We start from the raw sequence: 19186 nt of genomic DNA, 5'->3' as shown, positions 1-19186 counted from the left end.
TTTGCCGCCGCGGTCGCTCCGGTGGGAACTGTTGACCGAGTACGGTCCCGGATGCATATATTAGGTTAGCCTTACCTTGGAAGCGCAAGAGGGTGGGTCGCCGCCGCCCCCGAACGCGCCGCCCTCCACCCCTGCCGAGATGAGCTTCGCCATGCCCTTTTCCCGACGGCTGCGCCGGATCGCCGCAGTCCTGGTCGCCGCGCTGGCCGCGCTGCTGCTGACGCCGCCGCAGGCCGGAGCGGCGGAGGGCAGGGTCTCCGGCGGGCGGCTCGACTGGGGCATCAAGCAGTCCTTCCTCGGCTACGTCACCGGCCCGATCGCGCACGGCAGTTGGAACCTCACCGGGGGCGCGGCCACGGTCGGCGGCGCCGGCTTCCGGTTCCACTCGGCGACCGGCTCGTACGACCCGGCGAGCGGCGCACTCACCGCCTCGTTCTCCGGCGGCGTGCGCTTCCTCGGCCACCAGAACGCCGACGGCAGCCACCAGCTCGACCTCCAGCTGGGGCGGTTCGCGCTGCGGACGGACGGCAGCGGCGGCGCCGGCCTGTACGCCGACGTCACCGGCAAGGACAAGGACAGCGGCGCCGTCTCCAGCGTCTCCCAGGCAAGGTTCGCGGACCTCTCCCTCGGCGGCCTCAACCTGCGCGGCGCCACCGGCACGCTGACCCTCGGCAACGTACCGGCGACCCTGACCGCCGCCGGGGCCAAGGCCTTCGGCGGCTTCTACACCGCCGGGACGGCGCTGGATCCGGTGACCGTCTCGGTCAACCTGCCCGCCGAACCGGCACCGCAGCCCTCGGCCCCCGGCACGAAGCCCACCGACCGCACCGGGTCGAGCCCGTCCACCACGGCCACCACCGCGGCCCCGGGCCCGAGCCCGGGTGCGTCGACGCCGCCGGCCCGTACCGAGTTCGCCGCCGGCGCGCTCGACTGGGGCGTCCGCAGGACCTTCCGGGACTACGTCACCGGGTCGATCGCCAAGGGCGGCTGGCAGCTCGCGGACGGCGCCGCGGACGGCGGCGCGTTCTTCCGCTGGGCCGCCGGCCGGGGCAGCTACGACCCGGCCACCGGCGCGCTCACCGCGGCCTTCACCGGGCGGGTGCAGTTCCGCGGCCTGCAGAGCGGCGACGGCTACGGCCTCGACCTCACCCTCGCCAACCCGGCGGTCTCGGTCGCCGCCGGCCGGGGCACGCTCACCGCGGACGTCCTGGGACGCACCCCGGACGGCGCCGCCCAGCAGCGCCCCGCGGTGCCGATCGGCACCTTCGACCCGGCCGGGCTCAAGGCCGAGGGCGGCCTGCTGAAGGCCGTCGAACTGCCGCTCCGGCTCACCGAGGACGGCGCCGGGGCGTTCGGCTCGCTCTACCCGGCGGGCACCGCGATGGACCCGCTGAGCTTCGCGATGGCGCTCGACCCGGCCGCCGCGCTCCCCCCGCTGCCCGACATCGGCAGCGTCTCCCCGTCCGCCCCGTCCGCCCCGTCCGCCCCGTCCGCCCCGTCCGCCCCGTCCGCCCCGTCCGCCCCGTCCGCGCCGGCCCCGCCCGCGGCCTCCCCGGTGGCCGCGGCCACCGCCGGGGGCTCCTCGGCCGGGCCCGCCCTCGCCGTGGTCGGCGTCCTGCTCGCCGCGGCCCTGGCGGTGGCCGGCGTGGTCCTCCTGCGGCGCCGCCGCCGCGCCTCCTGATCCCGTCCCCTTCCCCCGCCACAAGGAGCCCTCGTTCCATGAACTCCCGCACCACGAACCGCGGTCGCCGCAGCCGCCCGCCGCTCGCCGCGCTCGCCGCCGCCGCGGTCGGCCTCGGGCTGACCGCCGTCGGCGCCCCGGGCCCGGCCTTCGGGGCCGGCCCCACCGAGGTGGTCTACGACCAGGGCGGGCTGGACTGGGGCGTCAAGCAGAGCTTCCGCACCTACCTGGAGGGCCCGGCCTCCGACGGCGGGAAGATCCAGACGACCGGCGGCGCCACCCGGAACGCCTCCGGCGCCCTGCACCTCGGCCTCGGCTCCGGCCGCTACGACCTGGCGACGCACACCCTGTCGGCCGCCTTCACCGGCGGGGTGCACTTCACCGCGCACCGGGGCGCCCTGGACATCACCCTGGACGACTTCAGGCTCACCACCACCGGCACCACCGGCACCCTGACCGCCGACACCGCGACCCGGGAGACCCCCGAGGGCTCGACCACCCCGCAGATCGTCAACCGCCAGGACGTCGCCCTGGTGACCTTCACGGTCGGCCGCGACACCACGGCCGGCGGCGACACCGCCACCGCCCTGACGGCGGACGGCGCCAAGGTGTTCGCGCCGTTCTACCCGGTCGGCACCGTGATGGACCCGCTGAACCTGGTGCTGAAGTCCGCTGCGCCGGCCAGCCCCTCGGCCTCCGCACCGGCCTCCGACGCCGCGTCGCCGTCGGCGGGCGCCTCGGCCTCGACGAGCGCCTCCGCGGGCGCCTCGGCCTCGGCGAGCGCTTCCGTCTCGGCGAGCGCGCCGGTCTCGCCGAGCGCCTCCGTCTCGCCCGGCACGCCCCCGGCGGGCGCCCGGCTGCCGATCGTCGACGGCGCCCTGAACTGGGGCTTCAAGGAGAGCTTCCGCAGCTACCTGGCCGGTCCGGCAGCCCAGGGCCGGGTCGAGTTCGGCTCCGGTGCGGCCGACTACCGCTTCGCCGGCGGGACGGGCGAGTACGACACCGCCACGCACGGGGTCACCGCCGCCTTCGCCGGTACCGTGCGCTTCCTGGGCCACCCGGACGCCTCCGGCGGCCACCAGCTGGACCTCGCCTTCGCCCGGCTCGGCCTGAAGGTCGACCGGACCGGGGCCTTCCTGGTCGCCGACGTCACGGCCAAGGGCATGGACGGGAAGACCACCACGCTGACCGCCGTACCGGTGGCCCGGCTGGACCTCTCCAAGGCGAGCTTCACCCCGGTCAAGGGCGTGGTGACGCTCGCCGACCTGCCCGCCACCCTCACCGAGCAGGGCGCCCCGGCCTTCGGGGGCTTCTACCGGGCCGGCGCCGCGCTCGACCCGGTGACCGTCGTGCTGGCCTTCGAGAAGGGCGCGGCGCTGCCGACCGGCGCACCGAGCACCCCGGCCACCACCGCCGCCCCGGTGCCGGCCGGCCCCGGCCTGACCCTCACCGGCGCCACCGGCTACTCGACCGGCGGGGTGCTCGCCTCCACCGGCACCGACACCCCGTTCGTTCCGCTGCTCGCGACCGCGACCGGCCTGCTCCTGCTGGGCGGCGGGACCACCGTCCTGCTCCGCCGCCGGACCGCCCGCGACAGCTGACGCACAGCCACCGGTCCCCCGGCGCGCCACCGCCGGGGGACCGGTCGTGTCCCGCCCCGCGCGCCACCGCCGGAACGCGGTGAGCCGCCGGGTCGTCCACCGACCCGGCGGCTCACCGTCCGCGCCGGCGGGGGTCAGGCACTCAGCGGGTACCGGGTGTCCAGATCGGCGAAGACCGCGCCGTTCAGGGTGAAGGCCCGCTTGCACTCCTCGACCACCCGGCGCCGTTCGACCTCGTCCATCGCGAGGCCCGCCGCGTCGAGCTTCTCCCGGTAGTCGCGCTTGTACGCGGCCGGGTTGGAGATCTCCGCGAAGACGTAGAACTCCACGCCGGCGCCCTTGCGTTCGAAGCCCCAGGTCCGCTCGGCGATGCCGCGGATGATCTGACCGCCCGACAGGTCGCCCAGGTAGCGCGTGTAGTGGTGGGCGAGGTAGCCGTTCGGCCACCGCTCGGCGAGCTCCTCCAGCCGGGCCACGTACGCGGCGGTGGCGGGCAGCGGGGCGAGGCCGTCCCGCCAGCCGGCACCGAGCAGGTGGGCCAGGTCGCGCTCCAGCGCGGCGGTGCGCAGCAGCGCCGGGTCGATCAGCGGGCCGACCACCGGGTGGTCGGCGAGCTCGGCGGCCCGGCCCTCCAGGGCCCGGTAGACGAACCACAACTGGCCGGTGAGCTCGGCGTAGGCGTCCACTCCGAGGCGGCCGTTCAGCAGGTGGCCCATGAAGGGCGAGTGCTCGGCGGCCTCGTGCTCCTGGCTGCTGGCGGTCCGCAGCACGGCGGAGAAGGCGAGGGGCTCGGAGTTGGGCATGCGGTGGCCTCCGGTTCCGGACGGACTGTCCCTACGATTCTTCTGGTTAGGGTTACCTAAGTCAATGTCATGCCGACACCCTGTCGGTAAAAATCCGCCGGCCGCACCCGGCCCCGCGCCGCAGCCCGGTCCGCCCCGGGGCGGACCCCTCCGGACCCCGAGCCGGACCCCTCCGGACGGCAGAAGGCCGGGACGAGCGATTCGCTCGTCCCGGCCTCCCGGTCACCCCGCACGACGGCGGGACGGCGGTTCAGTGACCGCCCTGGTCCTTCAGCCGCTCGATCGAGGCGACGATCTCGGCCTCGGCCTCGACCCGGCCCACCCAGTTGGCGCCCTCGACGGACTTGCCGGGCTCCAGGTCCTTGTAGACCTCGAAGAAGTGCTGGATCTCCAGACGGTCGAACTCCGACACGTGGTGGATGTCCCGCAGGTGCTCCCAGCGCGGGTCGGTCGCCGGGACGCAGAGCAGCTTGTCGTCGCCGCCGGCCTCGTCGGTCATGTGGAACATGCCGATCGCGCGGCACTTGATCAGGCAGCCGGGGAAGGTCGGCTCGTCCAGGATGACCAGCGCGTCCAGCGGGTCGCCGTCCTCGCCCAGGGTGCCCTCGACGTAGCCGTAGTCGGCCGGGTAGCGGGTCGAGGTGAAGAGCATCCGGTCCAGACGGAGGCGGCCGGTCTCATGGTCGACCTCGTACTTGTTCCGCGAGCCCTTCGGGATCTCGATCAGGACGTCGAACTCCAACGGTTCCTCCAAGGTAGGGACTGACAGAATCCAAGTGTCTCCTACGGCAAGGTGTGCTCTGGAAAGGGGCCGGTCGGTGAACGGTGGTACAGGGGTGGGACGGCGGCGCAGGGCCGCGGTCGCGGGCGTGCTGGGGGCGGCCCTCGCGACGTCCGGGCTGGCGGTCGGGACGGAACGGGCGCTCGCCGCACCCTCCCCCGCCGCGGGGCAGAGCGGCAGCCGGGCTCCGGGGACGGCGGCCGTCCCGCTTCCGGGCGGGGCGGTGCTGGCACCGGTGGCGGACGCCGCCGACACCGTGCCGACCGCCCAGGGCCTGCAGCAGGCGCTGGCCCCGCTGCTCCAGGACAAGTCGCTCGGGACGCTGAACTTCGCCGTCTCGGACGCCGCCACCGGCCAGTTCCTGTTCGGCGCGGGCGAGAACGTCCCGGCCACCCCGGCCTCCACCACCAAGCTGGCCACCTCGGTCGCGGCCCTGTCGTCGCTGCCCGCCGACCACCGGATCACCACCCGGGTGGTCGCGGGCGCCAAGCCGGACGAGATCGTCCTGATCGGCGGCGGCGACCCGACCCTCACCGCCCTCCCGGCCGATCAGGTGCAGGTCGGCGGCCTCCCGGTGGACCCGGACAACGCCCCCGCGTCGATGGCCGACCTGGCCGCGCAGACCGCCGCCGCGCTCAAGGCCGCCGGCACCACCACCGTCCGGCTCGGCTACGACACCTCGCTTTACACCGGCCCGATCCGGCACATGGAGAAGGACGACTACAACGTCGCCCCCGTCACCCCGCTGATGGTGGACGAGGGCAAGTACGAGCCCCGCTCCCTGCTGGAGGCGCCGGCCCGGGTGCCCGACCCGGCCGCCCAGGCGGCGGACGCCTTCACGGCGGCGCTCAAGGCCGTCGGGATCACCGTCCAGGGCCGGCCGGCCGCCGCCACCGCGGGCGCCGACGCCCGCACCCTCGGCACGGTCTCCTCGCCCACCCTGGCCCGGCTGGTCGAGCGGCTGCTCACCTACTCGGACAACACCATCGCCGAGGCCGTCGCCCGGCAGGTGGCCGTCGCCGCGCACCAGCCCGCCAGCTTCGAGGGCGCCGCGGGCGCGGTCACCCAGGTCCTGGCCAAGCTCGGGATCCCGACCACCGGCGTGCTGCTCAACGACGGCAGCGGGCTGAGCACGGCCAACCTGATCCCGCCGACCACGCTGGTGAAGCTGCTGGCGACGGCCGCCTCCCCGGACCACCCCGAGCTGCGCCCGGTGCTCACCGGCCTGCCGGTCGCCGGCTTCACCGGCACCCTGGCCGGCCGGTTCGGCGCCAGGTCCGGCGCGGGTGAGGCGTCCGGCATCCTCCGGGCCAAGACCGGCAGCCTCTCGGGTGTCAACACGCTGGCGGGCACCGTGGTGGACGCCGACGGCCGGGTGCTGGCCTTCGCGATGATGACCAGGACCGGGGCCGGCGCGGACACCGCGCGGGCCGCCGTCGACCGGATCGTCGCGCGGCTGGTCGCCTGCGGCTGCCACTGACCTCCCGGCCCGGTCGCCGGGGGAGGGGCGTTCCGCTGCGGACTCCCTCCCCCAGGCGCGTCCGAGCACGTACCGTGAGGGCATGACGAGCGCGAGCGGCAGGGTGGACATGGTCGACTGGGATCTCGCGGTCGCGACGGCGACCCGGCTGGTCCGTCCCGGCCCCGAGGTGTCCCGGGAGGAGGCCCGCAGGGTCGTCGCCGAACTGCGCCGGCACGCGCTGGAGGCGGAGGAGCACGTCCGCGAGTTCACCCGGATGCGCTCCAGCAGCCTGGCCGACGCGGTCGCCACCCCCGTCCTGGTGGTCGACCGGCCGGGCTGGGTGCGGGCCAACGTGGCCGGCTTCCGCACCATCGTCCAGCCGCTGGTCGACAAGCTCCAGGCCCGTCGCGGCTCCGGCGCGGGCACGGCGGTGATGGGCTCCTTCGGCGAGAAGGCCACCGGCGTCGAGGTCGGCGCGGTCCTGGCCTTCCTGTCGACCAAGGTGCTCGGGCAGTACGAGACCTTCGCCCCGGCCGAGCTGCCGGCCCCGCCGGACAGCCCGGCCGGACTGTTCGACAAGCCGCGCCGCGGCCCCGACCTGCCGGGCCCCGGGCGGCTGCTGCTGGTCGCGCCGAACATCGTGCACGTCGAGCGCGAGCTGGACGTCGACCCGCACGACTTCCGGCTCTGGGTCTGCCTGCACGAGGAGACCCACCGCACCCAGTTCACGGCCGTGCCCTGGCTGCGCGACCACATCCAGTCCGAGGTGCAGGCGTTCCTGGCCCAGGCCGACGTCGACCCGGGCGCGCTGCTGGAACGGGCCAGGGAGGCCTTCGGCGGCGGCCTGCCGGGCCTCGGCGGCCGCGGTGACGGATCCGGGCCCAGCACCCTGCTGGAGGCCGTCCAGTCGCCCGCCCAGCGCGAGATCCTGGGCCGGCTGACGGCGGTCATGTCGCTCCTGGAGGGTCACGCCGACGTGGTCATGGACGGCGTCGGCCCGGCCGTGGTGCCCTCGGTGGCGGAGATCCGGGAGAAGTTCCAGCAGCGCCGCGACCGCGGCGCCGGCCGGCTCGACCTGGTCCTGCGCCGGCTGCTCGGCATGGACGCCAAGCTGCGCCAGTACCAGGACGGCGCGGTCTTCGTGCGCGGCGTGGTGGACCGGGTCGGGATCGAGGGTTTCAACCGGGTCTGGACGTCGCCGAACACCCTCCCGACCAAGGAGGAGATCCACGATCCGGCCGCCTGGGTGGCCCGGGTGGTCGGCTGAGCGCCCCAGCGCGCCGCCGACCCCGGCCGGTGGCGCTCCGACGGCGTCCGGTGGCGCTCCCGGGGCCGGCCGCCGGCGCCCGCAGGAGTGGCGCAGCCGTGCAGACGGAGCCCGAATGAACGTTTCTTCATTCACCCGTACGTGGGACGGTGGTCGTACCGGTGGCGCGGGTGGCGTAGCCGGCGGCCGGATTCTGCGACCATCTGTGAGCGCATGGTGACAGAGAGCTGACCGGGTGTTCCCCGCACCCTGTGGCGCTGCCTCCGGCCTGCCCGTTCCCCCCTCCGCCAAGGAGTGCATCCCCGTGGGCCCACATCCTGCTGTCGCGGCGATACGCCTCGCCGTCCGCCGTACCCTCGCCGAACTCGCCGCCGAGGCCGGTGTCGTCCCGGGCTCGCCGACCCGGGCGCCGCGGTTGCGCCCGGCCGCCGCGCCCGAGGCCGCCCTGGCCGGCGCCACCACCCTGATCGGCAACGCCCGCCGACACCCTTCCGGCCTGCCCAGGACCCCGGCCGCGCCGGGGTCCCCACTCGTCCTGGTCGCGGTCAGCGGCGGCGCGGACTCCATGGCGCTGGCCACCGCCACCGCGTTCGAGGCGCCCAAGCTGGGGCTGCGGGTCGGCGCGGTCACCGTCGACCACGGGCTGCAGAACGGGTCCGCCGAGCGGGCCCGGCAGGTCGCCGACCGGCTCGGGGAGCTCGGGCTGGAGCCGGTCGAGGCGATCCGGGTCCGGGTCGGCCGCGACGGCGGCCCGGAGAACGCCGCCCGCGACGCCCGGTACGCGGCGCTGGACGACGCGGCCGACCGGCTCGGGGCCCTCGCCGTGCTGCTCGGCCACACCCGTGACGACCAGGCCGAGACCGTCCTGCTGGGCCTGGCCCGGGGCTCCGGCTCCCGCTCGCTGGCCGGCATGCCCGCGCAGAAGGGCCGCTACCGCCGGCCGCTGTTGGAACTGGACCGCGCGGCCACCCGGCAGGCCTGCACCGCCCAGTCCATCCCGGTCTGGGACGACCCGCACAACACGGACCCCGCCTACACCCGCTCCCGGGTCCGCCACGAGGTGCTGCCGGTGCTGGAGAAGCACCTGGGCGGCGGCGTGGTGGAGGCCCTGGCCCGCACCGCCCGGCTGTTCCGCGACGACGCCGACGCCCTCGACCAGTGGGCCGCCCTCGCCGAGCCCGACCTCCGAACGGCCGAAGGCGCCCTGGACGTCGGCAAACTCACCGGTCTGCCGCCCGCCGTCCGCCGCCGGGTGCTGCGCCGGGCCGCCCTGCGCGCGGGCTGCCCGGCCGGGGACCTGTTCGCCCGTCACCTCGAAGCGGTGGACCTGCTGGTCACCGGGTGGCGCGGTCAGGGGCCGCTGCACCTACCCGGGGGAGTGGAAGCCGTCCGCCGGTGTGGCACGCTGGTCTTTCGGCGACAGGGCGATCAGCGGGCGTGAGCCCGTCCGCTGGTCCCAGGGCCGCCGCCGAACCCAGACCCCGAACGTTTGAGGACGTATCCCCGGTGGATCAGAACGACATGGGCGCCGACCTGGCGAAGGTGCTCATCAGCAAGGACGAGATCGACGCCAAGCTGGCCGAGCTGGCCGAGCGGATCGACCAGGACTACGCCGGTCGCGATCTGCTGATCGTCGGGGTGCTCAAGGGCGCCGTGATGGTCATGGCCGACCTCGCCCGGGCCCTGCACTCGCGGGTGACCATGGACTGGATGGCGGTCTCCTCGTACGGGATGGGCACCAAGTCCTCCGGCGTGGTGCGGATCCTCAAGGACCTGGACACCGACATCGCCGGCCGGGACGTCCTGATCGTCGAGGACATCATCGACTCCGGTCTGACCCTGTCCTGGCTGCTGGGCAACCTGGGCTCGCGCGGCCCGGCCTCGCTGGAGGTCTGCACCCTGCTCCGCAAGCCGGACGCGGCGAAGGTGACCATCGACGTCAAGTACGTCGGTTTCGACATTCCCAACGAGTTCGTGGTGGGCTACGGCCTGGACTACGCCGAAAAGCTGCGAAACCTGCCCTTCATCGGCACCCTGGCACCGCACGTCTACGGGGGCTGAATCGTTCGGGCTACGGGTGGGAACGGAGCACCGTTCCCACCCGTTGAGCCGGGGTAGGAAAATACGTCGTGTCGTCGGTGCTCTCGCCTTGAGCGAGTGGGACTGCGGTACGGTCCAATAAACCGCTCTTCTCATGAGCACATACCCGGATGCGCCCGCGACTCCCGTCGCGCAGCGCCGTTGAGTGGCAGGAGGGACGGGGCGGCAACGCCCCGCATGGATGGACGTCAAGCGATACTTCCGTGCGCCGATCATGTGGATCGTGCTGGCCGTCCTCGCCGTCGTTGTGCTGATGCAGGTCGTCTCCGACTCCGGCGGCTACAAGACGGTGGACACCGGTCAGGTCGTTGCTGCGATCGACAAGCAGCAGGTGAAGTCGGCGGAGATCACCACTGGTGACTCGAACCTGATCAAGATTGAGCTCAAGGGCGACCAGAAGCTGCCCTCCAACAGCTCCGGCAAGCAGCCATCGGGCAGCAAGTTCCAGGCGTCCTACGTCTCGGACCAGCAGGCCAAGGACATCGCGGACCGGCTTCAGACCCAGTTCGCCAACGGCCAGCTGCCGGACAACTACACCATCAGCCCCGAGAAGCAGTCGACCTTCATGAGTCTGCTGCTGTCGATGCTGCCCATCGTGATCATCGTGCTGGTCTTCCTGTTCCTGATGAACCAGATGCAGGGTGGCGGCTCGCGGGTCATGCAGTTCGGCAAGTCCAAGGCCAAGCTGCTCACCAAGGACACCCCGAAGACCACGTTCTCCGACGTGGCCGGTGCGGACGAGGCGGTGGAGGAGCTCCAGGAGATCAAGGAGTTCCTGCAGGAGCCGTCAAAGTTCCAGGCGGTCGGTGCCAAGATCCCCAAGGGCGTGCTGCTCTACGGCCCGCCCGGTACCGGCAAGACCCTGCTGGCGCGCGCCGTCGCGGGCGAGGCCGGCGTGCCGTTCTACTCGATCTCCGGCTCCGACTTCGTCGAGATGTTCGTCGGTGTCGGTGCCTCCCGGGTCCGCGACCTGTTCGAGCAGGCCAAGGCAAACGCGCCGGCGATCATCTTCGTCGACGAGATCGACGCCGTCGGCCGGCACCGCGGTGCGGGTCTCGGCGGCGGCCACGACGAGCGCGAGCAGACCCTCAACCAGCTGCTGGTCGAGATGGACGGCTTCGACGTCAAGGGCGGCGTCATCCTGATCGCCGCCACCAACCGCCCGGACATCCTCGACCCGGCGCTGCTGCGCCCGGGCCGCTTCGACCGGCAGATCGCGGTCGACCGCCCCGACCTCCAGGGCCGTCTGGACATCCTCAAGGTGCACCAGAAGGGCAAGCCGATCGCGCCCGACGTCGACCTCTCGGCCGTCGCCAAGCGCACCCCCGGCTTCACCGGCGCGGACCTCAGCAACGTCCTCAACGAGGCCGCCCTGCTGACCGCCCGGTCGGACAAGAAGCTGATCGACAACTTCATCCTGGACGAGGCCATCGACCGCGTGGTGGCCGGCCCGCAGAAGCGCAGCCGGATCATGTCCGACAAGGAGAAGAAGATCACCGCGTACCACGAGGGCGGCCACGCCCTGGTGGCGGCGGCGTGCAACTACTCCGACCCGGTGCACAAGATCACCATCCTGTCCCGGGGACGGGCGCTCGGCTACACCATGGTGCTGCCGGACGAGGACAAGTACTCCACCACCCGTAACGAGATGCTCGACCAGCTGGCGTACATGTTGGGCGGCCGCGCGGCGGAGGAGCTGGTCTTCCACGACCCGACCACCGGCGCCTCGAACGACATCGAGAAGGCCACCGCCACGGCGCGGGCCATGGTCACCCAGTACGGCATGAGCGAGCGCCTCGGCGCGATCAAGTTCGGCTCCAGCGACTCGGAGCCGTTCCTCGGCCGCGAGATGGGCCACCAGCGCGACTACTCGGAAGAGGTCGCCGGGCTGGTGGATGAGGAGGTCAAGAAGCTCATCGAGACGGCGCACAACGAGGCCTGGGAGATCCTGGTCGAGAACCGCGACGTGCTCGACAACCTCGTCCTGGAGCTGCTGGAGAAGGAGACGCTCAACAAGGAGCAGATCGCGGAGGTCTTCGCCCACGTGATCAAGCGCCCGCACCGTCCGGCCTGGACGGGCTCCTCGCGGCGTACCCCCTCCACCCGCCCGCCGGTCCAGTCGCCCAAGGAGCTCGCGCTCTCCAACGGCATCGCGGTGCCGTCCGTCGACGCCCCGGCGGTCGACGTGCGCAAGCTGCCGGAGGGCCCCGCCGAGGCCTGATCCACTCGGCACACCGGACGGAATGGATGCCGCGTCACCAGGGTTTGTACCCTGGAGGCGCGGCATCCGTGCTGCCAGACCCGTTCCTTCCGCCCACTCCGCAGCCAAGCGAGGCACGCATGATCGATCCGGTGACTCTCGAGGGTGAAGCCGCCGTCGGGGACTTCGACCAGAAACGGGCCGAGAACGCGGTGCGCGAGCTGCTGATCGCGGTCGGCGAGGACCCGGACCGCGAGGGGTTGCTGGAGACGCCCGCCCGGGTCGCCCGGGCGTACCAGGAGATATTCGCGGGCCTGCGGCAGCGCCCGGAGGACGTCCTCACCACCACCTTCGACCTCGGCCACGACGAGATGGTGCTGGTCAAGGACATCGAGGTGTTCTCGACCTGCGAGCACCACCTGGTGCCGTTCCGGGGCGTCGCCCACGTCGGCTACATCCCGTCCACCACCGGCAAGATCACCGGGCTGTCCAAGCTCGCCCGGCTGGTCGACGTCTTCGCCCGCCGCCCGCAGGTGCAGGAGCGCCTCACCAGCCAGGTCGCCGACTCGCTGATGCGGATCCTGGAGCCCCGCGGGGCGATCGTCGTCATCGAGTGCGAGCACATGTGCATGTCGATGCGGGGCATCCGCAAGCCCGGCGCCAAGACCCTCACCTCCGCGGTGCGCGGCCAGCTCCGCGACCCCGCCACCCGCGCCGAGGCGATGAGCCTCATCATCGGGCGCTGACCGGGAGCGGGCGCCGACCCGGCCGGGAGCTCACAGGCCGGGACGCTCACCGGGCCGGGGCGCTCACCGGGCCGGACCGGTCCTAAGGGCGGTCGTTGACCCACTCGAAGGTCCCCAGCCGGTCGCCCAGCCAGGTCAGCGCCGCCGGCAGCTCGCGCTGCCAGGAGTCGAAGTTGTGGCCACCGTCGTCCAGGAACGTCGACTCCACCGTGAACTCCGGATGGGCCTGCGCCACCTGCTGCGCGACGGCGACGAAGTCCTCGGTCGCCTTGAAGTTCTCCTCCGTCCTGGTGCTGACCACCAGCAGGGAGGTGTGCGGCGCCGGCAGGTTGCGCAGCCGCCACAGCACGTCGGACTGGCTGGCCAGCGCGGCGTCGCCCTGGAACAGGTCGCCGCCCGTCCAGCTGTCGTTGGGCACCTGGTAGTCGGCGTGCAGGGCGGCCGCGGCGGTGAACCGCTCGGGGAAGCGCATGGCCAGCCGCAACGCGCAGCTGCCGCCGGTGGAGTAGCCGAGCACGCCCCAGGAGTTCGCCGAGTCGCGCACCCGGTACGCCGAGTGGACGGCGTTCGGCAGGTCCTTGGCGAACCAGGTCTCGGTGAGCGGCCCGTTCGGGACGTCCACGCACTCGGTGTTGCGCGGCGGGGCCACGGTGGGCCGGGCCATCACGATCACGGTCGGGGTGACCTGGCCGGCCCGGTGCAGCGTGGAGACGGTCTGAGGCAGTCGCAGGCTGTCCAGCAGGTGCAGCGAGGTGCCGGGGAAGCCGCCGATCGCCAGGACCGCCGGGAAACGCATCTTCGCGTACTCGGGGGCGAAGTACTCCGGCGGCAGGTAGACGAAGACCTGGTCGGACAGGCCCGAGACCGGACCGGTCACCCGGACCGACTCCACCTTGCCGACCTCCTGCGGGGTGCCGGGGGGAAGGAGGTCCTTGACCGTCTCCATCCCGCCCTCGGCGGTCGGCTGGACCAGCTTCTCCGGGTCCGGCGCCGCGCCCCGGGGGGCGGACGCGCCGGCCAGCACGAGCGGGGCGCCGCCGGGGCGCAGCAGGTCGTCCCAGGAGGTGTAGAAGCCGAACGAGTTGTTCACCGTCAGAGCCAGCACGGCCATCACCGAGACCTGAACCACGCTCAGCAGTCCGAGTCGGCCGAGCATCGGGAGCGGCCGCTGCCGGGCCAGCCGGGGCCAGAGCCAGAGTGTGGCGAGCAGGCCCACGGAGCCCAGCGCAGTCAGCGAGTACACCAGCGCGCTGCTCGTCAGTTCCATCCGGGCTCGTCCTCCTCGGGTTGCTGTCGGGCCAGGGTTCATCGTGCGTTGGGCCGCAGGTTCCGGCCACCGGGGCTAGCCTGACCGGGCGTTCGGCGCCGAACGGCCCGCGGCTGAAACCGGGCGCAACCGAGGCCCTAGAATGCGGCGTCCACCGTGTGTAAACGCGTCGGCGACCCTTTCCCGGCGCCGATGCGGTCATGCTGGTCCCATGCCACCCGTGCCGCGGGGGGCACCCGTTTCCCGTTCTCCGCTGTCGCCGTCCCGCCCGACCAGCCGTCCTGCTGGACGGACCGGGCCCGGCACCACCTGTCCCCAGGCTCCGGCGGCCGGGGGAGTCCCGTGTCCCCGGGCGGTCCGACCGCCCGAGGGATTCCCTTGACCAACGGATTGCCAGACCAAGGAATAGTCATGAAGGTCCATCACAGCTCCTCCTCCGGAGTGACAGGACAGTCCCAGGCAGCCTCTAGGCTGAGCTTCCATGAGCGTTCCCGTGTCCGTTGAGCCGTCGCCCGAGCAGCCCCGCCGCCGGGGTCTGCAGACGCTCCGTTCCCAAGCCGCGTCCGTCCCGCGAGCCTGGCTGCCCGGAGCGGTCGGGTACGCCTGTCTGCTGATCGGGCTCCTGGACATCTGCAGTGCGGTCTTCCCGAAGCTGCGGCACACCAAGGTGCACACCTTCGCCGGTCAGCTGCCCGGCGCGACCACCACGCTGGCGGCGGTCGGCACCCTGATGATCGGCATCCTGCTGGTGCTGCTGGCGCACGCGCTGCGCCGCCGCAAGCGCCGGGCCTGGCGGGCGGTCTGCGTGCTGCTGCCGCTCGGCGCCGCGCTGCAGGCGCTGCGCTGGCACCAGCCCGGGCCGTGCGTGGTGTCCCTCGTGCTGTTCGTGGTGGTGCTGATCCACCGCCGCGAGTTCTACGCCAAGGCCGACCCGCGGACCCGCTGGCGGGCCGTCGCCAACCTGATCGTGATGGCGCTGGTCAGCCTGGGCCTCGGCCTGCTGATCGTGTCGGTGCACCCGAAGTCGGAGATCGGCGACCCGAGCCTGGCCGAGCGGCTCCAGGAGACGCTCTACGGCCTGTTCGGCTTCGACGGCCCGATCCAGTACGGCAGCGACCGGGTCGGCGACCTGGTCGCGTACTCGCTCGGCGCGCTCGGTCTGCTGACCGCGTTCACCACCGCCTACCTGGCCCTGCGGCCGGAGAAGCCGGAACCCGAGCTGACCCCGGAGGACGAGGTCCGGGTGCGGGAGCTGCTGGCCCGGCACGGGCAGCGCGACTCGCTCGGGTACTTCGCGCTGCGCCGGGACAAGAGCGTGCTGTTCTCGCCCTCGGGCAAGGCGGCGATCTCCTACCGGGTGGTGTCCGGCGTGATGCTGGCCTCCGGTGACCCGGTGGGCGACGTCGAGGCCTGGCCCGGCGCGATCAAGGTCTTCATGGCCGAGGCGCGCGAGCACGCCTGGGTGCCGGCCGTGATGGGCTGCAGCGAGGTCGGCGGCGAGGTCTGGACCCGGGAGGCCGGGCTGGACGCGCTGGAGCTGGGCGACGAGGCCATCGTCGACACGGCGGCCTTCTCGCTCTCCGGTCGCGCGATGCGCAACGTCCGGCAGATGGTCAAGCGGATCGAGCGCAACGGCTACTCCTGCAAGGTCCGCCGGGTCGGTGACCTGAGCCAGGAGGAGAAGCGGCAGATCGCGGACGCCGCGGCCCGCTGGCGCGGAACGGACACCGAGCGCGGGTTCTCGATGGCCCTCGGGCGCTTCGGCGACATCGGGGACGACGACTGCGTGGTGGTCACCGCGCACAAGGCGCCCGAGGGTGCCGAGGCGGGGGCCGCCGAGGGCGGCGCGCCGGCCGGGGTCGGCGACGACCTCAAGGCGGTGCTGCACTTCGTGCCCTGGGGGCCGGACGGGATCTCGCTGGAGCTCATGCGCCGCGACCGGGAGGCCGACCCGGGCCTGAACGAGCTGCTGATCGTGGCGGCCCTCCAGGAGGTGCCGGCGCTGGGCGTGCGGCGGGTGTCGCTGAACTTCGCGATGTTCCGCTCGGCGCTGGCGCGCGGTGAGCGGATCGGTGCCGGGCCGGTGCTGCGGGCCTGGCGGGGGCTGCTGGTCTTCCTCTCGCGCTGGTTCCAGATCGAGTCGCTGTACAAGTTCAACGCCAAGTTCCAGCCGGAGTGGGAGCCGCGGTTCCTGGTCTACCCGGCCACCCGGGACCTGCCGCGGATCGGTTTCGCGGCGATGCAGGCGGAGGCCTTCATCACGCTGGGCATGCCGCGGTTCGGGCGCAAGCGGCAGCGGCAGGGGCTGATGCCGGAGGCCGTCAAGGTCGGCGCGGTGACCGAGGCGGCGTGAGGCCGACCGGTCCGGCCGGGGCCGGCTCGACCGGCTGAGTGTGATGGGTTGACGGACGACGGCTGACAGATTTCAGAATCTGTCAGCCGTCGTCCGTTCTCTGTCGTTCGTCGTCCGTCCGTCATCGCCCGTCCGACGCGCACGCCCGACGTCAGCGGCCCGGCCGGTCCCGCGTCCGCTCGATAATGACCCCATGAACAACCGTCTTCCCGGCCTCCCCACCCTCGGTCGCTGCGCCGTCATGGGCGTCGTCAACGTGACCCCCGACTCCTTCTCCGACGGTGGTCTCTGGCTCGACCCGGCCGCCGCCGTGGCGCACGGTCTGGCCCTGACGGCCCGCGGGGCGGACCTGGTCGACGTCGGCGGGGAGTCCACCCGTCCGGGCGCGCAGCGGGTCACCGAGGAGGAGGAACTGCGCCGGGTGATCCCGGTGGTCCGCGAGCTGGCCGCCGCCGGCGTGGTGGTCTCCGTCGACACCATGCGGGCCGCCGTCGCCGACCGGGCGGTCGCCGCCGGCGCCCGGCTGGTCAACGACGTGTCCGGCGGACTCGCCGACCCGGCGATGGCGGAGGTGGTGGCCCGCACCGGCGTCCCGTTCGTGGTGATGCACTGGCGCGGCCAGTCCGCCGACATGGACAGCCTGGCCGTCTACGACGACGTGGTGGCCGACGTGGCCGCCGAGCTCGCCGGCCGGATGGCCGCGCTGCGGGCGGCCGGCGTCGAGGAGGAGCAGCTGATCCTCGACCCCGGTCTGGGCTTCGCCAAGACCGCCGAGCACAACTGGGCGCTGCTCGGCCGCCTGGACGCGCTGACCGCGTTGGGCCGCCCGGTCCTCGTCGCGGCATCCCGCAAGCGCTTCCTGGGTACGCTGCTCGCCAACCCGGAAACCGGGGAGCCGCGCCCGGCCCGGCAGCGGGACGACGCCACGGCGGCCGTCTCGGTGCTCTCGGCCCGGGCAGGCGCCTGGGCCGTCCGGGTGCACGACGTGGCCGGCACGGCCGACGCCGTTCGAGTGGTCGCGGCCTGGGAGCAGGCCGCACAGAGGGGGTAAGGCGTGGCAGAAGCGGTGAGCGGCAACGACCGGAGCAACCCGGCGGCGGCTCCGGAGCTGGACCGCGAGGCGGTCCTGGCCGCCAACCAGGCCCTCTACGAGGCGCTGGAGACGGGTGACCTGGAGGCGGTCGAGTCCATCTGGCTGGGCGCGGCGGACGCGGACGACAAGAACGGCGTGGTCTGCGTCCACCCCGGCTGGCCGGTGCTGCGCGGACGGGCGCAGGTCACCCGTTCGTACATGTTGATCATGATGAACACGGAGTACATCCAGTTCTTCCTGACCGACGTCGAGGTCGAGGTCCAGGGCGATGTGGCACTGGTCACCTGCACCGAGAACATCCTGTCCGGCGGGGAGTCGGAGGAGGAGGGCGAGCTCGGCCCGCTGGTCGGCGGGAAGGTCGTCTCCACCAATCTGTTCCGCCGGACGGCGGACGGCTGGCGGCTCTGGTCGCACCACGGCTCACCCGTCCTGACCAGCGGCGACGACGAGGACGAGGACTGACCGCACGGCGTAGTGCCGGGCCCGGCCGGCCGGTCGCCCCGATGTCCGCACAACGGCACCGAACGTTCACGTCAATCGCCGAACCGGTGCGCGTGGCGCCCCGCCGTGCCGGGTAGACGGTCAGGCGGTGTCCGCGCCCGCGGGTAGATTCGGGGGCAACGGGCGACGGGGCCCGCCACCACCCTGCCTGCGCAGGGGCCGAATCTGGGAGCAGTGATTCGTTTGCTGGACCGCGTCACCCTGCGGGGCCTGCGCGCCCGGGGCCACCACGGCGTCTTCGAGCGCGAGCGGATCGAGGGCCAGACCTTCGTCGTCGACCTCGTGCTCCACCTGGACACCCGGCCCGCCGCCGCGGGGGACGACCTCACGCGCACGGCCCACTACGGGATCATCGCGGAGGAGGTCACCGCGGTCATCGCGGGAGACCCGGTCGACCTGATCGAGACCCTCGCCCAGCGGATCGCCGACCAGTGCCTCACCCACCAGACCGTCGAGGAGGTCGAGGTGACCGTGCACAAGCCGGACGCCCCGATCACCGTCCCGTTCGACGACGTCACCATCACCATTCACCGGGGCCGCGCATGAGGTGCGCCGCCCCCATCTCCAGCGGCCGCAGCCTCCCGCCGCCCCGAGCAGAGGGATTCCGATGAGCACCAGCGACCCGACCGCCTCGCCGACCACGTTCGACCTGGAGCGCCGGGTGGACTGCGCCGAATCCACCCTGCACACCACCCGCTCCGCCGTGGTCGCCCTCGGCAGCAACCTCGGCAACCGGCTGGAGACCCTGCAGGGCGCCGTGGACGCACTCGCGGACACCCCCGGCATCAGGATCACCGCCGTCTCGGCCGTGTTCGAGACCGAGGCCCTCGGTGGCCCGGACGAGCAGCCGAACTACTTCAACGCCGTCGCCGTGCTGCGCACCAGCCTGCCGCCGCACGACCTGCTGGACCGTGCCAACGCGGTCGAGGACGCCTTCGGTCGGGTCCGCGACGTGCGCTGGGGCGCCCGCACCCTGGACGTCGACATCCTCGCGTACGAGGGCGTCACCAGCGACGACCCGGTGCTGCTGCTGCCGCACCCGCGGGCGCACCAGCGGGCCTTCGTGCTCGCCCCCTGGCAGGACGCCGACCCCACCGCCGAGGTCCCGGGCCAGGGCCCGGTCGGCGAGCTGCTGGCCGGCATCGCCGACCAGCCCGGCCAGGTGGTCACCCGCCGCGAGGACCTGCAGCTGCGGCTGCCGGAGTAGTCCGCTCCGGGGCGCCCGGGGCCGGCGCCGGGAACCTTCCACCGGTCAGGGCCGTACGAGTAAGTACTGCGGGTGCTGCGCCCGGTACGGTGGCCTGGCCGCCGCCCAGCGACGGCCCGGCAGT

General features: G+C 73.2%; 16 protein-coding genes. 13 read left to right on the top strand and 3 right to left on the bottom strand.

Annotation, left to right across the window (positions count from 1 at the left end):
- The first annotated feature begins 151 nt into the window (after positions 1-151).
- Together ACIOFR_RS09160 and ACIOFR_RS09155 are read left to right on the top strand one after the other, a co-directional pair.
- Positions 152-1681, top strand: a complete 1530-nt coding sequence (locus tag ACIOFR_RS09160) for an HtaA domain-containing protein (RefSeq protein WP_400993882.1) — start codon at positions 152-154, stop codon at positions 1679-1681.
- 38 nt (positions 1682-1719) lie between these two features.
- Complete coding sequence (locus ACIOFR_RS09155) at positions 1720-3282, top strand: HtaA domain-containing protein (protein ID WP_400993879.1); 1563 nt, start codon at positions 1720-1722, stop codon at positions 3280-3282.
- 134 nt (positions 3283-3416) lie between these two features.
- On the opposite strand, the gene ACIOFR_RS09150 is transcribed toward ACIOFR_RS09155, so the two are convergent.
- Positions 3417-4085 carry a heme oxygenase (biliverdin-producing) gene (locus ACIOFR_RS09150; protein WP_400993876.1) on the bottom strand — a complete coding sequence of 223 codons (669 nt, stop codon included), beginning with the start codon at positions 4083-4085 and terminating at the stop codon, positions 3417-3419.
- 250 nt (positions 4086-4335) lie between these two features.
- Entirely contained in the window at positions 4336-4827 is a 492-nt protein-coding gene (locus ACIOFR_RS09145) for an inorganic diphosphatase (protein WP_400993874.1), read from the bottom strand.
- A gap of 76 nt (positions 4828-4903) precedes the next feature.
- On the opposite strand from ACIOFR_RS09145, the gene dacB reads away from it, so the two are divergent.
- The 6 genes from dacB (at position 4904) to folE (ending at position 12641) form a co-directional block, all read left to right on the top strand.
- Entirely contained in the window at positions 4904-6346 is a 1443-nt protein-coding gene (gene dacB, locus ACIOFR_RS09140) for a D-alanyl-D-alanine carboxypeptidase/D-alanyl-D-alanine-endopeptidase (protein ID WP_400993872.1), read from the top strand.
- Positions 6347-6428: 82 nt separating this feature from the next.
- Complete coding sequence (locus ACIOFR_RS09135) at positions 6429-7595, top strand: zinc-dependent metalloprotease (protein ID WP_400993869.1); 1167 nt, start codon at positions 6429-6431, stop codon at positions 7593-7595.
- 304 nt (positions 7596-7899) lie between these two features.
- The gene (tilS, locus tag ACIOFR_RS09130) at positions 7900-9036 is read left to right on the top strand and encodes a tRNA lysidine(34) synthetase TilS (protein WP_400993865.1); all 1137 of its coding nucleotides are present in this window, start codon (positions 7900-7902) and stop codon (positions 9034-9036) included.
- A 65-nt stretch (positions 9037-9101) separates the two neighbouring features.
- The gene (gene hpt / locus ACIOFR_RS09125; protein WP_400993862.1) at positions 9102-9656 is read left to right on the top strand and encodes a hypoxanthine phosphoribosyltransferase; all 555 of its coding nucleotides are present in this window, start codon (positions 9102-9104) and stop codon (positions 9654-9656) included.
- 220 nt (positions 9657-9876) lie between these two features.
- Complete coding sequence (gene ftsH / locus ACIOFR_RS09120) at positions 9877-11916, top strand: ATP-dependent zinc metalloprotease FtsH (protein ID WP_400993859.1); 2040 nt, start codon at positions 9877-9879, stop codon at positions 11914-11916.
- 119 nt (positions 11917-12035) lie between these two features.
- Positions 12036-12641 carry a GTP cyclohydrolase I FolE gene (gene folE, locus ACIOFR_RS09115; RefSeq protein WP_400993857.1) on the top strand — a complete coding sequence of 202 codons (606 nt, stop codon included), beginning with the start codon at positions 12036-12038 and terminating at the stop codon, positions 12639-12641.
- A gap of 82 nt (positions 12642-12723) precedes the next feature.
- On the opposite strand, the gene ACIOFR_RS09110 is transcribed toward folE, so the two are convergent.
- Complete coding sequence (locus ACIOFR_RS09110) at positions 12724-13908, bottom strand: alpha/beta hydrolase (protein WP_400993855.1); 1185 nt, start codon at positions 13906-13908, stop codon at positions 12724-12726.
- 481 nt (positions 13909-14389) lie between these two features.
- On the opposite strand from ACIOFR_RS09110, the gene ACIOFR_RS09105 reads away from it, so the two are divergent.
- The 5 genes from ACIOFR_RS09105 (at position 14390) to folK (ending at position 19062) form a co-directional block, all read left to right on the top strand.
- On the top strand, positions 14390-16261 hold the full coding sequence (locus ACIOFR_RS09105) for a phosphatidylglycerol lysyltransferase domain-containing protein (protein WP_400993852.1): 1872 nt from the start codon (positions 14390-14392) through the stop codon (positions 16259-16261).
- Positions 16262-16454: 193 nt separating this feature from the next.
- Complete coding sequence (gene folP / locus ACIOFR_RS09100) at positions 16455-17312, top strand: dihydropteroate synthase (protein WP_400993850.1); 858 nt, start codon at positions 16455-16457, stop codon at positions 17310-17312.
- Between the two features lie 3 nt (positions 17313-17315).
- Positions 17316-17816, top strand: a complete 501-nt coding sequence (locus tag ACIOFR_RS09095) for a nuclear transport factor 2 family protein (protein WP_400993847.1) — start codon at positions 17316-17318, stop codon at positions 17814-17816.
- Positions 17817-18041: 225 nt separating this feature from the next.
- Positions 18042-18401, top strand: coding sequence for a dihydroneopterin aldolase (folB, locus tag ACIOFR_RS09090; protein WP_400994019.1), 360 nt, complete (start codon positions 18042-18044; stop codon positions 18399-18401).
- 61 nt (positions 18402-18462) lie between these two features.
- Positions 18463-19062 (top strand): 2-amino-4-hydroxy-6-hydroxymethyldihydropteridine diphosphokinase, encoded by a 600-nt coding sequence (gene folK, locus ACIOFR_RS09085; RefSeq protein WP_400993845.1) that lies wholly within the window; start codon positions 18463-18465, stop codon positions 19060-19062.
- Positions 19063-19186 lie beyond the last annotated feature (124 nt).

The organism is Kitasatospora sp. NPDC088346 (assembly GCF_044740765.1).
GTDB lineage: Bacteria > Actinomycetota > Actinomycetes > Streptomycetales > Streptomycetaceae > Kitasatospora.
This window is presented reverse-complemented; position numbering and strand designations above follow the sequence as displayed.

Bases quoted from the DNA above. Each gene is read 5' to 3' on its own strand.
- ACIOFR_RS09160 (WP_400993882.1), top strand. From the start codon at position 152: ATGCCCTTTTCCCGACGGCTGCGCCGGATCGCCGCAGTCCTGGTCGCC.
- ACIOFR_RS09155 (WP_400993879.1), top strand. From the start codon at position 1,720: ATGAACTCCCGCACCACGAACCGCGGTCGCCGCAGCCGCCCGCCGCTC.
- ACIOFR_RS09150 (WP_400993876.1), bottom strand. From the start codon at position 4,085: ATGCCCAACTCCGAGCCCCTCGCCTTCTCCGCCGTGCTGCGGACCGCC.
- ACIOFR_RS09135 (WP_400993869.1), top strand. From the start codon at position 6,429: ATGACGAGCGCGAGCGGCAGGGTGGACATGGTCGACTGGGATCTCGCG.
- ftsH (WP_400993859.1), top strand. From the start codon at position 9,877: ATGGACGTCAAGCGATACTTCCGTGCGCCGATCATGTGGATCGTGCTG.
- folE (WP_400993857.1), top strand. From the start codon at position 12,036: ATGATCGATCCGGTGACTCTCGAGGGTGAAGCCGCCGTCGGGGACTTC.
- ACIOFR_RS09110 (WP_400993855.1), bottom strand. From the start codon at position 13,908: ATGGAACTGACGAGCAGCGCGCTGGTGTACTCGCTGACTGCGCTGGGC.
- ACIOFR_RS09105 (WP_400993852.1), top strand. From the start codon at position 14,390: ATGAGCGTTCCCGTGTCCGTTGAGCCGTCGCCCGAGCAGCCCCGCCGC.
- folP (WP_400993850.1), top strand. From the start codon at position 16,455: ATGAACAACCGTCTTCCCGGCCTCCCCACCCTCGGTCGCTGCGCCGTC.
- folK (WP_400993845.1), top strand. From the start codon at position 18,463: ATGAGCACCAGCGACCCGACCGCCTCGCCGACCACGTTCGACCTGGAG.